At 55.6% G+C, this 15,195-nt stretch carries 10 protein-coding genes; all 10 read right to left on the minus strand.

Going from position 1 to position 15,195, the window contains the following annotated elements; translation table 11 throughout:
• Positions 1 to 2: 2 nt before the first annotated feature.
• On the minus strand, positions 3 to 305 hold the full coding sequence (locus ACXAF0_RS14175) for a 50S ribosomal protein L23 (protein WP_062953730.1): 303 nt from the start codon (positions 303 to 305) through the stop codon (positions 3 to 5).
• On the minus strand, positions 302 to 922 hold the full coding sequence (gene rplD, locus ACXAF0_RS14180) for a 50S ribosomal protein L4 (RefSeq protein WP_475346513.1): 621 nt from the start codon (positions 920 to 922) through the stop codon (positions 302 to 304). Before rplD ends, ACXAF0_RS14175 begins: the two co-directional genes overlap by 4 nt.
• 5 nt (positions 923 to 927) lie before the next feature.
• A complete protein-coding gene (gene rplC, locus ACXAF0_RS14185) occupies positions 928 to 1,644 on the minus strand; it encodes a 50S ribosomal protein L3 (protein WP_475346514.1) in 717 nt (238 codons plus the stop codon).
• Between the two features lie 16 nt (positions 1,645 to 1,660).
• A complete protein-coding gene (gene rpsJ, locus ACXAF0_RS14190) occupies positions 1,661 to 1,969 on the minus strand; it encodes a 30S ribosomal protein S10 (RefSeq protein WP_008892173.1) in 309 nt (102 codons plus the stop codon).
• Between the two features lie 119 nt (positions 1,970 to 2,088).
• Positions 2,089 to 3,279 (minus strand): elongation factor Tu, encoded by a 1,191-nt coding sequence (gene tuf / locus ACXAF0_RS14195; RefSeq protein WP_475346515.1) that lies wholly within the window; start codon positions 3,277 to 3,279, stop codon positions 2,089 to 2,091.
• Between the two features lie 28 nt (positions 3,280 to 3,307).
• Positions 3,308 to 5,389 carry an elongation factor G gene (fusA, locus tag ACXAF0_RS14200; RefSeq protein WP_475346516.1) on the minus strand — a complete coding sequence of 694 codons (2,082 nt, stop codon included), beginning with the start codon at positions 5,387 to 5,389 and terminating at the stop codon, positions 3,308 to 3,310.
• Positions 5,390 to 5,416: 27 nt separating this feature from the next.
• Positions 5,417 to 5,884, minus strand: a complete 468-nt coding sequence (gene rpsG / locus ACXAF0_RS14205; RefSeq protein ID WP_062955413.1) for a 30S ribosomal protein S7 — start codon at positions 5,882 to 5,884, stop codon at positions 5,417 to 5,419.
• 12 nt (positions 5,885 to 5,896) lie between these two features.
• Entirely contained in the window at positions 5,897 to 6,268 is a 372-nt protein-coding gene (gene rpsL, locus ACXAF0_RS14210) for a 30S ribosomal protein S12 (RefSeq protein WP_007092427.1), read from the minus strand.
• A gap of 371 nt (positions 6,269 to 6,639) precedes the next feature.
• Positions 6,640 to 10,833 (minus strand): DNA-directed RNA polymerase subunit beta', encoded by a 4,194-nt coding sequence (gene rpoC, locus ACXAF0_RS14215; RefSeq protein ID WP_475346517.1) that lies wholly within the window; start codon positions 10,831 to 10,833, stop codon positions 6,640 to 6,642.
• A gap of 107 nt (positions 10,834 to 10,940) precedes the next feature.
• Positions 10,941 to 15,107 carry a DNA-directed RNA polymerase subunit beta gene (rpoB, locus tag ACXAF0_RS14220; RefSeq protein ID WP_475346518.1) on the minus strand — a complete coding sequence of 1,389 codons (4,167 nt, stop codon included), beginning with the start codon at positions 15,105 to 15,107 and terminating at the stop codon, positions 10,941 to 10,943.
• Between the last annotated feature and the right edge of the window lie 88 nt (positions 15,108 to 15,195).

A 15,195-nucleotide genomic window follows, 5' to 3' on the forward strand; every position in this document is an offset into this window, starting at 1 on the left:
TCTTAGATTCCCGTAGTCACATCGATGGACTGGCCCTCTTCGAGGGTCACCATCGCTTTCTTGAAATCGCTCCGACGACCGGAAATACCGCGAAAACGCTTGGTTTTTCCTTTTACCACAGAGGTATTGACCGTCTTGACCTTCACCCCGAACAGACCTTCCACAGCAGCCTTGATCTCCGGCTTGGTGGCGTCGATCGCGACTTTGAACGCAACAGCGTTGTGTTCAGAAATCAGAGTCGACTTTTCAGTGATATGCGGGGCGCGGATGACTTCGTACATCCGCTCTTTGCTGATGATCGTCATTTGAGACGTGCCTCCAACGCTTCGACCGCACCCTTGGTCAGCACCAGGGTGTCACGGCGCAGGATGTCATAGACGTTAGCACCAATCTGCGGAAGCACATCAACCTGCGGGATGTTGCGCGCTGCGCGTGCAAAGCCCTCATTGACCTGCGAACCGTCGATGATCAGTGCAGACTTCCAGCCGAGCTTGTTGAAAGCTGCGACCAGATTCTTGGTTTTGGCGTCCGAGAATTCCGCATTATCAAGAACGATAAGCTTACCGTCTTTTGCCTTGGCCGACAGAGCGGTTTTCAGCGCGAGTTTACGGAACTTCTTGGTCAGATCGTGTGCGTGGTCGCGAACGCGCGGACCGTGCACGGTACCACCACCACGGAACTGTGCGGCTTTACGGGAACCGTGACGTGCACCGCCACTACCCTTCTGACGCACGAATTTTTTCGTGGTTGCGGAAATTTCCGACTTTTCCTTTACCTTGTGGGTACCGGCACGGCGTTTTGCCAGCTGCCAGTTCACCATGCGGTGCAGGACGTCGCGACGTACTTCAAGACCGAAGATGTCTTCTGCAAGATCAATCTTGCCGGACTTGGAAGCGTCAAGTTTGAGAATGTCGAGCTTCATGATGCTTATTCCTTATCCTCGGCGACAGCTTCTTCAGCGGCCGGGGCAGCACCCTTGAGCGCGGCCGGGAACGGCAGACCTTCCGGTGCAGCACGCTTCACGGCATCCTTGACAAGGACATAGGCACCCTTGTGACCCGGAACGGCACCATGTACCAGGATCAGACCTTTGTCGGCATCCGAGGATACGACTTTAAGGGACTGAACGGTGACACGTGCGGCACCAAGGTGACCAGCCATCTTCTTACCTTTGAAGACACGGCCCGGGTCCTGGCACTGACCGGTGGAACCATGCGAACGGTGCGAAATCGATACACCGTGCGACGCACGCAGACCACCGAAGTTATGACGCTTCATCGCACCGGCAAAACCTTTACCGATGGACGTGCCGATTACGTCAACGTACTGGCCTTCGATGAAGTGGGTAGCAGCAAGTTCTGCACCAACTTCGATCAGACCGTCGTCGCTGACGCGGAATTCAGCAAGTTTGGCTTTCGGCTCAACCTTGGCTTTGGCGAAGTGGCCACGCATCGGCTTGGATACGTTTTTCACTTTCGCTTTGCCATAACCAAGCTGAACAGCGACGTAGCCGTCGGTGTCGTTGGTACGGTTGGCGACAACCTGAAGATCTTCGACCTTCAGAACGGTTACAGGAAGGTGGGAACCGTCATCGTTAAAGATGCGGGTCATACCGACCTTCTGGGTAATAAGTCCACTACGCATTGCGGCTTACTCCCGATTAAAGTTTGATCTCGACATCGACGCCGGACGCAAGGTCGAGCTTCATAAGAGCATCGACGGTTTGCGGGGTCGGGTCGACAATGTCGAGAAGACGCTTGTGCGTACGGATTTCGAGCTGTTCGCGTGATTTCTTGTTCACGTGCGGAGACCGCAGAACAGTATACTTTTCAATGCGGGTCGGCAGCGGAATCGGGCCGCGGACCTCTGCGCCAGTGCGCTTCGCCGTATTGACGATCTCACGCGTGGACTGATCCAGCACGCGATGGTCAAACGCCTTGAGGCGAATGCGAATGTTCTGACTATCCATGTAATTATGTACCGGAGCCCTCAAAAGGACACCGGCCCCTCAACTGGAGTTGACGATTGCCGCAAAAGTGTTGCGGGCGGCTTAAATAGCCGCCCGCTTCACAAAGATCAAGAGAAAAATTATTCGATGATCTTGGCAACAACGCCCGCGCCGACGGTACGACCGCCTTCACGGATTGCGAAACGCAGACCTTCGTCCATTGCGATCGGTGCAATGAGGGTTGCGGTCATCTGAACGTTGTCGCCCGGCATAACCATTTCCGTGCCTGCCGGAAGCTCGATCGAACCGGTTACGTCAGTCGTACGGAAGTAGAACTGCGGACGGTAGTTCGAGAAGAACGGCGTATGACGGCCACCTTCATCCTTGTTCAGGATGTAGGCTTCTGCTTCGAATTTGGTGTGCGGGGTGATCGAGCCAACGTGTGCCAGAACCTGGCCACGCTCGACGTCTTCACGCTTGGTACCACGCAGCAGCGCGCCAATGTTGTCGCCAGCTTCGCCCTGGTCGAGCAGCTTGCGGAACATTTCAACGCCGGTAACGGTGGTTTTAACGGTGTCTTTGATGCCGACGATTTCGATTTCTTCGCCAACTTTGACAACACCGGTTTCAACACGACCGGTCACAACCGTACCACGACCAGAGATCGAGAACACGTCTTCGATCGGCATCAGGAACGGCTTGTCTTTCGGACGATCCGGAGCCGGGATGTAGTCATCAACAGCAGCCATCAGTTCGAGGATAGCATTTTTGCCGATTTCGTCATCGCGACCTTCCAGAGCAGCAAGAGCCGAGCCCTTGATGATCGGAATATCGTCGCCCGGGAAGTCGTAGGACGACAGAAGTTCACGGATTTCCATTTCGACGAGCTCGAGAAGCTCTTCGTCATCGACCTGGTCAACTTTGTTCATGAAGACGACGAGAGCCGGAACGCCAACCTGACGCGCAAGCAGAATGTGCTCACGGGTCTGCGGCATCGGGCCATCAGCAGCCGAAACGACGAGGATACCGCCGTCCATCTGTGCCGCACCAGTGATCATGTTCTTAACATAGTCAGCGTGGCCCGGGCAGTCGACGTGTGCGTAGTGACGGTTCTCGGTCTCATACTCAACGTGTGCCGTCGAGATTGTGATACCACGAGCTTTCTCTTCCGGTGCTTTGTCGATGTCGTTGTAGTCCTGGAACGAAGCGCCACCGGCTTCTGCCAGAACTTTGGTGATTGCTGCGGTCAGCGTGGTTTTACCGTGGTCAACGTGGCCGACGGTGCCTACGTTAACGTGCGGTTTTGTACGCTCAAACTTTTCTTTAGCCATTTCTAACTCCGTTTATTCTGGCTGGGCCTTAGCCGGCCGACTTGGCTTTGACTTCGTCCGCAACTGCCTGCGGGACGTCTGAATAGTGATCGAACTGCATCACGAACTGGGCACGGCCCTGGGACATGGAGCGCAGGTTGTTGACGTAACCGAACATGTTGGCCAGCGGTACGAACGCGTTAACAACGCGCGCAATACCACGTGAGTCCATGTCTCGGACCTGGCCACGACGGCTGTTCAGGTCGCCAATGATGTCGCCCATGTATTCTTCCGGGGTCACAACCTCGACCTTCATGATCGGCTCGAGCAGCTTCGGAGAAGCTTTCGACAGACCTTCTTTGAATGCTGCGCGGGCAGCGATTTCGAAGGCCATGACGCTCGAGTCAACGTCGTGGTATGCACCATCGGTCAGCTTGATCGAGAAATCGGTTACAGGGAAGCCTGCGATCACGCCGCTCTGCAGCGAGCTTTCCAAGCCTTTCTGTACGCCCGGGATGTATTCCTTCGGAACGTTACCGCCAACAACGGTATCGGAGAAGGAGAAGCCCGAACCCGGTTCACCCGGGGTGAAGGTAAGCTTGATACGTGCGAACTGCCCCGAACCACCCGACTGTTTTTTGTGGGTGTAGTCGATATCGACTTCTTTCGAGATGGTTTCACGATAAGCAACCTGCGGCGCGCCGATGTTTGCTTCGACTTTGAATTCACGCTTCATACGATCAACAAGAATGTCGAGGTGAAGCTCGCCCATACCGGAAATGATGGTCTGGCCGGATTCGTGGTCGGATTTAACACGGAACGACGGATCTTCCTGAGCAAGACGTGCCAGGGCGAGACCCATTTTTTCCTGGTCGGCTTTCGATTTCGGCTCAACAGCGATTTCGATAACCGGATCCGGGAATTCCATGCGCTCGAGGATGATCGGCTTGGCCGGGTCACAAAGGGTATCACCAGTGGTGGTGTCCTTCATGCCAACCAGAGCAACGATGTCGCCCGAGCAAGCGTATTTGATTTCTTCGCGGTTGTTCGAATGCATGAGAAGCATACGGCCGATACGTTCTTTTTTCTCCTTAACGGAGTTCAGAACGTAGGAACCAGCTTCGAGAACACCCGAATAGATACGTGCGAAGGTCAGCGAACCGACAAACGGGTCACTCATGATCTTGAACGCAAGTGCCGAGAACGGTGCTTCGTCGGTCAGCGGGCGCGAATCCGGCTCATCTTCGGTGTTCGGCTTGACGCCACGAACATCTTCGATGTCGTCCGGTGCCGGCATGTAGTCGACAACAGCATCGAGAAGCGGCTGAACGCCTTTGTTCTTGAACGCGGTACCCAGAAGGACCGGAACAAGTTCGCCAGCAATCGTGCCCTTACGGATGCACTCTTTGAGCTTCTCTTCGCTCGGCTGCTCACCTTCGAGGTAAGCTTCCATAGCTTCTTCGTCGCACTCGACGGCCTGCTCGATCAGGGATTCGCGGTATTCTGCGGCCTGGTCAGCAAGGGAATCACGAATGTCGCGATATTCGAATTCTGCACCGAGGCTTTCGTCTTTCCAGACGATTTCCTGGTTGCGAACCAGATCGACAACACCTTCGAAATCACCTTCGGCACCGATCGGCAGCTGCATGACAGCGGCATTGGCACCAAGGCGTTCCTTGATCATTTCGACGCAGCGGAAGAAGTCCGCACCGGTACGGTCCATTTTGTTGACGAAGCACATACGCGGAACGTTGTACTTGTCAGCCTGGCGCCACACGGTTTCGGTCTGCGGCTCAACACCGGAAACGGCATCGAAGACTGCGCAGGCACCATCGAGAACACGGAGCGAACGTTCAACTTCAATGGTGAAGTCAACGTGGCCCGGGGTATCGATGATGTTGACCCGGTGGTCGTTCCAGAAGCAGGTCGTCGCAGCAGACGTAATCGTAATGCCACGTTCCTGTTCCTGTTCCATCCAGTCCATGGTCGCGGCGCCGTCGTGGACTTCGCCGATCTTGTAGGACTTACCGGTGTAGAAAAGGATTCGCTCGGTGGTCGTCGTTTTACCAGCATCAATGTGGGCCATGATGCCGATGTTACGATACCGAGAGATCGGAGTGCGTTTTACCATAATCGACTCTTGATCTTGAGGTCTGGGTTACCAGCGATAATGAGCGAAAGCCTTGTTGGCTTCGGCCATACGGTGGGTGTCTTCACGTTTCTTGACGGCCGAGCCACGGTTGTTGGCTGCGTCCATCAGTTCACCGGCGAGACGACCAACCATGGTGGTTTCGGAACGCTTGCGAGCAGCGTCAACCAGCCAACGAATGGCCAGCGCCTGACGACGCTCGGTACGAACTTCAACCGGAACCTGGTAGGTAGCACCACCAACACGGCGCGAGCGAACTTCGACGTTCGGCTTCACGTTATCCATGGCTTCGTGGAACTGGGCAACCGGGTCTGCACCCTTGCCTTCCATGACTTCCAGTGCACCATAAACGATCTTTTCTGCGGCGGATTTTTTACCGTCGAGCATCAGACCGTTCATGAACTTGGTCAGAACCTTATCGCCATATTTGGCGTCAGGCAGAACTTCGCGCTTTTCAGCAGCGTGACGACGTGACATCTGAGCTGCTCCTTATTTCGGACGCTTGGCGCCGTATTTCGAACGACGCTGTTTACGGTCTTTGACACCCTGCGTATCGAGGGTACCGCGAATGATGTGGTAACGCACACCCGGCAAATCCTTTACACGGCCGCCGCGGATCATGACGACGGAGTGTTCTTGCAGGTTGTGGCCTTCACCCGGAATGTAAGACGTTACTTCGTAGCCGTTGGTCAAACGAACACGAGCAACCTTACGAAGTGCCGAGTTCGGCTTCTTCGGGGTGGTGGTGTAGACACGGGTGCAAACGCCGCGTTTCTGCGGGCATGCTTCCAGTGCCGGAACCATATCGCGCTGGGTGCGCGGAGTCCGCGATTTGCGGATCAACTGGTTAATAGTGGGCATTAACTTTCCCTTTTACTTCAACGGACGCCACGAGGGCGCTGCTCATATCGACGCACGACGAGCGACCACGCGTCTTTGCACTTCGTACAAAAACACGCGCGGACGCCCATAAAAGCAGGAGTTCCTGCCTCGACGGCCATCAGAGTCGCACTCAAGCGATGGGGGGCGAAAACCGCCCGCTACCGCACAAAACGGCACCGGCACAGCTACACCCCCCTAGATTCGGTGGGCGCATACTAGTGACGGCCCCCTTTTGCGTCAAGCAAAACCCTCTGGGCCTTCGAGTTGGCGCTTCAAACGCCGAAACGAGCCGGTGCGTCGATAAGAGTCCGGCTCGTTCCTGATTCTTTTAACTGTCTGGCGCGACGAACTTATTCGCCTGCCGGCAGTGAAGCGGTGTCGGCATCGGCCTGCGGACCGAAGTTGTCGCCGATTTCCTCTTCTGCCTCGATCTGTACCGATTTGTCGCGTTCGGCAGCCAGTGCACGGAAGCGGTTCATCACCGCACCGGTACCAGCCGGGATCAAACGACCCACGATGACGTTCTCTTTCAGACCGATAAGAGTATCGGTTTTGCCCGAAACAGCTGCTTCGGTAAGAACGCGCGTGGTTTCCTGGAACGACGCGGCCGAAATGAAGGAGTGCGTCTGGAGCGAGGCTTTGGTGATCCCCTGGAGGACCGGTGCGCCTTCGGCCAGTTCGCCGCCTTCTTTAAGAGCACGTTCGTTTTCGGTATCAAAATCAACGCGGTCAATGATTTCGCCAACCAGAAGCGTGGTGTCACCCGGTTTGGTGATTTCCACTTTCTGCAGCATCTGACGAACGATGACTTCGATGTGCTTGTCGTTAATCTTCACGCCCTGCAGACGGTAGACTTCCTGGATCTCGTTGACCAGGTAATCTGCCAGCGCCGGAACGCCCATAACACGCAGAATATCGTGCGGAACCGGTGAACCATCGAGAAGCTGATCGCCCTGTTCGACGAAGTCCCCTTCCTGAACGGCAAGATGCTTGCCTTTCGGGATCAGGTATTCGACCGGTTCGGTCAGACCCGAGTCTTCGAGCGGATGAACCACGACGCGACGCTTGTTCTTGTAGTCCTTGCCGAATTCGACGCGCCCCGGAATGTCCGAGATAATTGCGTGTTCTTTCGGTTTACGGGCTTCGAACAGCTCGGCAACACGCGGCAGACCACCGGTAATGTCACGGGTTTTCGAACCTTCACGCGGGATACGTGCGAGCACGTCACCAGCCGCGACCTTCTGACCGTTCTCGACCGAGAGAATAGCATCAACCGACAGGAAGTAACGGGCTTCAAGGCCGTTATCCAGGTTGATGACTTCGCCGGCCTCATTGCGCAGGGTAACGCGCGGCTTGAGGTCGGATGCCTTGGGCATGCTCTTCCAGTCGATAACCGTTTTCGAGGCGATACCGGTCGCTTCGTCATAGACTTCGCGAATGGTTACGTTCTCGAGAAGGTCGACATAGTTCACGTAACCTTCTTTCTCGGTGATGATCGGCAAGGTGTACGGATCCCATTCAGCCAGTTTCTGGCCACGGGTAACCTGGTCACCTTCATCGGTAAGAAGTTTCGCACCATACGGAACGCGGTATTTCGCACGTTCACGACCGGTTTTGTCGATCAGCATGATTTCGAGGTTACGCGCCATGACGATGTTCACGCCCGACGAGTTCTCGACAACCGCGCGGTTCTTCAGCTTCACGGTCGCATCGAAGTTGGCTTCGACACCGGAAACTTCTGCACCACGCTGCGCGGCACCACCAATGTGGAACGTACGCATGGTCAGCTGGGTACCCGGTTCACCGATCGACTGTGCGGCGATAACACCGACAGCTTCACCGATGTTGACCGTGGTACCACGTGCCAGGTCACGACCATAGCAATGGCCGCAAACACCGGTTTCGGCGTCACAGGTCAGAACCGAGCGGATACGCGCCATTTCGACGCCTGCCTTTTCGATCACATCAAGATGATCTTCTTCGACCATCGTGTTTTTCGGCACAATGACTTCGCCGGTCGACGGATTAACAATCTCGTCGGCGGTGAAGCGACCGAGGATACGATCAGACAGGGTTTCGATAACCTCACCGGAGTCGACGACGGCTGCGATGTCGAGGCCACGGTCGGTACCGCAATCATGCTGAGTGATGATGCAGTCCTGGGCCACGTCAACGAGACGACGGGTAAGGTAACCCGAGTTCGCCGTTTTCAGTGCGGTATCAGCAAGACCTTTACGAGCACCGTGAGTGGAGTTGAAGTACTCCTGCACGGTCAGGCCTTCTTTAAAGTTCGAAATAATCGGCGTCTCAATGATCGAGCCATCCGGTTTCGCCATCAGGCCACGCATAGCAGCCAGCTGACGCATCTGGGCGGCAGAACCACGGGCACCGGAGTGCGCCATCATGTAAACCGAGTTCACATTGTCACCTTCTGCCGTCGCCGAGATGACTTTCATCATCGCTTCGGAAACGTCGTCGGTGCACTGTGCCCAGGCGTCAACAACCTTGTTGTATTTCTCACCACGGGTGATGAGACCATCCTGGTACTGCTGCTCGTATTCCTTGACCTTTTCATGGGTCGTGCCAACCAGGGTTTCCTTGGCGTCCGGAATAATCATGTCATCCTTACCAAACGAAATACCGGCTTTACATGCCCAGTTGAAACCGAGGCCCATCATGCGGTCAGCAAAGATAACGGTCTCTTTCTGGCCACAGTGACGATAGACGACGTCGATAACGTTCGAGACGTCTTTCTTGGTGAGCAGCTTGTTGATGGTCGAGAACGGAATGCGCGGATGACGCGGCAGAAGTTCCGACAGCAACATGCGACCCGGGGTCGTGGCAACACGAACGGTGATCGGTTCGTTGTTTTCATCAACCGTGTGGTAACGGGCATTGACCTTGGAATGCAGGTTTACGACACCTTCATCCAGAGCCTGCTCGATCTCGGCGATATTGACAAACGACATGCCCTCGCCCGGCTGACCTTCACGCTCCATGGAGATGTAGTACAGGCCAAGGACAATATCCTGCGACGGCACGATGATCGGTTTACCCGATGCCGGGGACAGGATGTTGTTGGTCGACATCATCAGGGTACGTGCTTCAAGCTGAGCTTCAAGCGACAGCGGTACGTGGACAGCCATCTGGTCACCGTCGAAGTCCGCGTTAAACGCAGTACAAACGAGCGGGTGCAGCTGGATGGCCTTACCTTCGATCAGGGTAGGCTCGAACGCCTGAATGCCAAGACGGTGCAACGTCGGTGCACGGTTGAGCATGACCGGGTGTTCACGGATAACCTGCTCGAGGATATCCCAAACTTCGGCGCGCTCTTTTTCCACCATGCGCTTTGCAGCTTTGATGGTGGTGGCCATCCCGTAGAGTTCCAGTTTCGCGTAAACGAAAGGCTTGAACAGCTCGAGGGCCATTTTCTTTGGCAGACCGCACTGGTGCAGTTTCAGGTTCGGACCCACGGTAATAACCGAACGACCGGAATAGTCGACGCGTTTACCCAGAAGGTTCTGACGGAAACGACCCTGCTTACCTTTAAGCATGTCCGACATCGATTTGAGCGGACGCTTGTTGGCACCGGTGATCGGACGACCGCGACGGCCGTTGTCAAACAGCGCATCAACCGATTCCTGAAGCATACGTTTTTCGTTACGCACGATGATATCAGGCGCACGAAGCTCGATCAGGCGCTTCAGACGGTTGTTACGGTTGATCACACGACGATACAGATCGTTGAGATCCGAGGTCGCGAAACGACCGCCATCCAGCGGAACCAGCGGGCGCAGTTCCGGCGGAATGACCGGGATCACTTCAAGGATCATCCATTCCGGGCGCGCTCCGGATTCCTGGAAGGCCTCAATCAGCTTGAGACGCTTGACCAGCTTCTTGCGCTTGGCTTCGGAATTGGTTTCCTTGAGGTCGAGTTTCGCGGTTTCGCGTTCTTCATCAAGGTCGATCGCCGAAAGCATATCGCGGATGGCTTCTGCACCGATGCCGGCGCGGAAGCTGTCTTCGCCATATTCTTCCTGGGCGGTCATATACTGGTCTTCGGACAGGAGCTCACCCATCTTGAGCGGGGTCAGGCCCGGTTCGATAACCACATAGTTTTCGAAGTACAGAATGCGCTCAAGATCCTTGAGCGTCATGTCCAGCAGCAGACCCAGACGGCTCGGCAGCGACTTCATGAACCAGATATGGGCAACAGGTGCCGCCAGTTCGATATGGCCCATACGTTCGCGACGTACTTTGGCCAGAGTCACTTCTACGCCGCACTTCTCACAGATAATGCCGCGATACTTCATACGCTTGTACTTGCCGCACAAGCATTCGTAATCCTTCACCGGACCAAAAATGCGCGCACAGAACAGGCCGTCGCGCTCCGGTTTGAAGGTCCGGTAGTTGATGGTTTCCGGTTTCTTGATCTCGCCGAAGGACCAGGAGCGGATACGCTCCGGGCTGGCAATCTGAATCCGGATCTGATCGAAGCTCTGGGTGCCCTGCGGCTGCCCGAAGATCTTCATCAACTCGTTCATAAAGGCTCTCCCGCTATGCCCGGTCTCGCCGGGTTTCGCCAATTTCAGGCCGAAAGATGCATATGGCGACCGGGATGCCCGGATGGGCACCCCTGTCAGCCAAACACTTAGTACTCGTTTTGCTCAAGCTCGACATTGAGGCCAAGCGAACGGAGTTCTTTAACGAGAACGTTAAAGGATTCCGGAATGCCAGCTTCAAACGTGTCTTCGCCGCGAACAATGGCTTCGTAGACCTTGGTACGGCCCGAAACGTCGTCCGACTTGACCGTGAGCATTTCCTGAAGGGTGTATGCAGCACCGTAAGCTTCGAGTGCCCACACTTCCATCTCCCCGAAACGCTGGCCACCGAACTGCGCCTTACCACCCAGCGGCTGCTGGGTAACAAGAGAGTACGGACCAATCGAACGTGCGTGGATCTTGTCGTCGACCAAGTGGTGCAGTTTGAGCATGTAGATATAGCCCACTGTCACCTTGCGATGGAATTTCTCACCGGTACGACCGTCATAGAGGTCGACTTGGCCAGAACCATCGAGGCCTGCTTTTTCAAGCATACGAACAACATCCGGCTCACGGGCACCGTCGAAGACCGGGGTGGCCATCGGGACGCCGCGACGCAGGTTGTTACCAAGTTCAATGACATCGCCATCAGAAAGTTCTTTGATGCCAGCAACATATTCGTCGCCTTCATAGACATCATTGAGCTTGCTGCGCAGGTCATCCATCTCGCCACGACCATCGGCAACAGCATCGACGAGATCGCCGATCTGTTCGCCCAGACCACGTGATGCCCAACCGAGGTGGGTTTCAAGGATCTGGCCGACGTTCATACGCGACGGAACACCCAGCGGGTTCAAAACGATATCGACCGGCGTACCGTCATCAAGGTGCGGCATGTCTTCGACCGGCATAATGCGCGATACGACACCCTTGTTCCCGTGACGGCCGGCCATTTTATCACCCGGCTGCATTTTACGTTTAACTGCGACAAAGACTTTGACCATCTTCATCACGCCCGGCGGCAGTTCGTCGCCGGCCTGCAGTTTGTCGACCTTGTCATCGAAGCGGGCCTGAAGAACAGCAATCGATTCTTCGAACTGTTTTTTCAGAGCTTCGATGTCGGACATGACATTGTCATCTGCGACAGCGATCTGGCGCCAAAGACCGCGGGCAACACCCGACAGGCTTTCTTCGGTCAGTTCACCGCTCAGGCCCTTCGGACCATCAACCAGTTTCTGACCGACCAGAAGGTTCTGCAGACGACCATAGAAGTTACGCTCAAGGATCGCGCGTTCGTCATCGCGGTCCTGTGCGAGACGTTCGATCTCGGCGCGTTCGATCGCCAGGGCACGTTCGTCCTTGTCAACGCCACGACGTGAGAACACGCGGACTTCAACAATGGTACCGAACTGTCCCGGCGGGACACGAAGCGACGTATCGCGAACGTCAGATGCCTTTTCACCGAAGATGGCGCGCAGAAGTTTTTCTTCCGGCGTCATCGGGCTTTCGCCCTTCGGCGTTACCTTACCGACAAGGATATCGCCCGGCTTGATTTCCGCACCGATGTAGACAATGCCCGCCTCGTCGAGGTTTTTGAGCGCTTCTTCACCGACGTTCGGAATATCACGGGTGATTTCTTCCTGACCGAGCTTGGTATCGCGGGCCATGACTTCGAATTCCTCGATGTGGATCGAGGTGTAAACGTCATCACGGGCAATACGTTCGGACAGAAGGATGGAATCCTCGAAGTTGTAACCGTTCCAAGGCATGAACGCGACGAGCACGTTACGGCCGAGAGCCAGTTCACCCATATCGGTACACGGACCATCCGAGATGATGTCACCCTTCTCGACGACATCGCCAACTTTCACCAGCGGACGCTGGTTGATGCAGCTGCCCTGGTTGGAACGCTGATATTTCAGCAGGGTGTAGATATCGACACCCGATTCCGAAGCGGCAATGTCACCGGTTGCGCGGATAACCATACGGGTCGCGTCAACGGATTCAACAACACCATCACGGCGTGCGATCAGGGTTGCACCCGAATCACGTGCCACCGGAACTTCCATACCGGTCCCGACATACGGTGCTTCAGAGCGGATCAGCGGAACCGCCTGACGCTGCATGTTCGAGCCCATCAGTGCGCGGTTCGCGTCATCGTTCTCAAGGAACGGAATGAGCGCGGATGCGACCGATACCAGCTGCTTCGGCGAGACGTCCATCAGGTCGATCTCTTCGGAGCGGGCCATGTAGTGGTCACCGGCTTTACGGGTGTTGATCAGTTCGTTCGTGAAGCTGAAGTCATCGTTAAGCGGTTCGTTCGCCTGTGCGATGACATAACGGCCTTCTTCGATCGCCGAGAGGTAAACAACCTCTGCGGTGACGTTGCCGTCGACAACCTTACGATACGGGCTTTCGATGAAGCCGTACTGGTTGACGCGGGCAAAGGTCGCCAGCGAGTTGATCAGACCAATGTTCGGACCTTCCGGCGTTTCAACCGGGCAGATACGACCATAGTGGGTCGGATGCACGTCACGGACTTCAAAGCCGGCACGCTCACGGGTCAAACCACCCGGGCCAAGCGCCGACAGACGACGTTTGTGGGTAATTTCCGAAAGCGGGTTGGTCTGGTCCATGAACTGTGACAGCTGCGAAGAGCCGAAGAATTCACGCACAGCAGCCGCAACCGGCTTGGCATTGATCAGGTCATGCGGCATGACGTTGTCGATCTCGACCGAGCTCATACGCTCACGGATCGCACGTTCCATACGCAGCAGACCAACGCGGAACTGGTTTTCCATCAGCTCGCCAACCGAACGCAGACGACGGTTACCGAGGTGGTCAATATCGTCAATCTCGCCCCGACCGTCTTTCAGGTCGATCAGAACACGGACGACTTCCAGAATGTCTTCGCGACGCAGGATACGAACGGTGTCTTCGCATTCCAGGTTCAGACGCGCATTCATCTTCACGCGACCAACCGCGGAAAGATCGTAACGCTCTGCATCGAAGAACAGGCCCTTGAACATGGCTTCCGCACCCTCGAGGGTCGGCGGTTCGCCCGGGCGCATCACGCGATAGATGTCCACAAGGGCTTCTTCGCGGTTGCTGTTCTTGTCCAGCGCCATGGTGTTACGCAGATACGGACCAACCTGGTTGTGGTCGATCATCAGCAGACGAACGGAATCAACACCCCATTCTTTAAGCTGCTCGAACACTTCCTCGGTCAGTTCGTGACCAGCTTCTGCCAGGATCTCGCCGGTTTCGCCGTCAATGAGGTCATCGGCCATGAACCAGCCATTGAGCTGGTCTTCCGGTACGAGGATCTCGGTGACGCCTTTTTCGGTGATCTTGTTGGCGGAACGCTTGGTGATCTTCGAGCCGGCAGCAGCAACAACTTCGCCGCTTTTGGCATCAATCAGATCAAAGACAAGTTTCTGGCCGATATAACGGTCTGCGGTGAAATCGGTAACCCAACCATCCTTGGTGCGGCGGTATTCAGCCGACTCATAGTAATAGTTGAGGATTTCTTCCGGGGTCAGACCTTCGATTTCCGACGGATCGACAGAGCGGCCTTCTTCGGCACGCTGTGCACGCAGTTCCTGGGACTCTGCATTTTCCAGAGCCATAAGCAGCGTGGTCGCCGGCAGTTTGCGGCGACGGTCGATACGGACATAGAGAATGTCTTTTGCATCGAATTCGAAATCGAGCCAGGAACCACGATACGGAATGACACGTGCGGCAAACAGATATTTGCCCGAGCTGTGGCTCTTGCCCTTGTCATGATCGAAGAAGACACCCGGCGAGCGGTGCATCTGGGAAACAATCACACGCTCGGTGCCGTTCACGATAAAGGTACCGTGTTCGGTCATGAGCGGCATGTCGCCCATATAGACGTCCTGCTCTTTGATATCGCGGATCGAGCGTGCGCCCGTGTCCTCGTCGATATCCCAGACAACCAGGCGCAGAGTTACACGCAGCGGTGCGGCAAAGGTCATGCCACGCTGGCGACACTCTTCGGTATCGTATTTGGGCTGCTCAAGCTCATACGAAACGAATTCAAGAGTTGCGCGTTCCGAAAAATCTTTAATCGGAAAGACGCTCTTGAATACTTCCTGAAGACCTGCATCGTCCCGCTGCTCCTGCGAGATTCCGGTCTGCAAAAACTTATCGTAGGAATTCTTTTGAACCTCGATGAGGTTCGGGAGCGGAGCGACTTCGCTGATCCGTCCAAAGCTTTTGCGGATGCGCTTTCGACCAGTAAAGGACTTATCCATCATCGTTCCTTTAATCGCGCCTCCCCACACCGTCCGAACTCGTTCGTCCCTGCTCTGCCACGCCTGCGAGTCGCACAAAACGCGTACA

This window comes from Thalassospira sp. ABD4_177 (assembly GCF_056160125.1).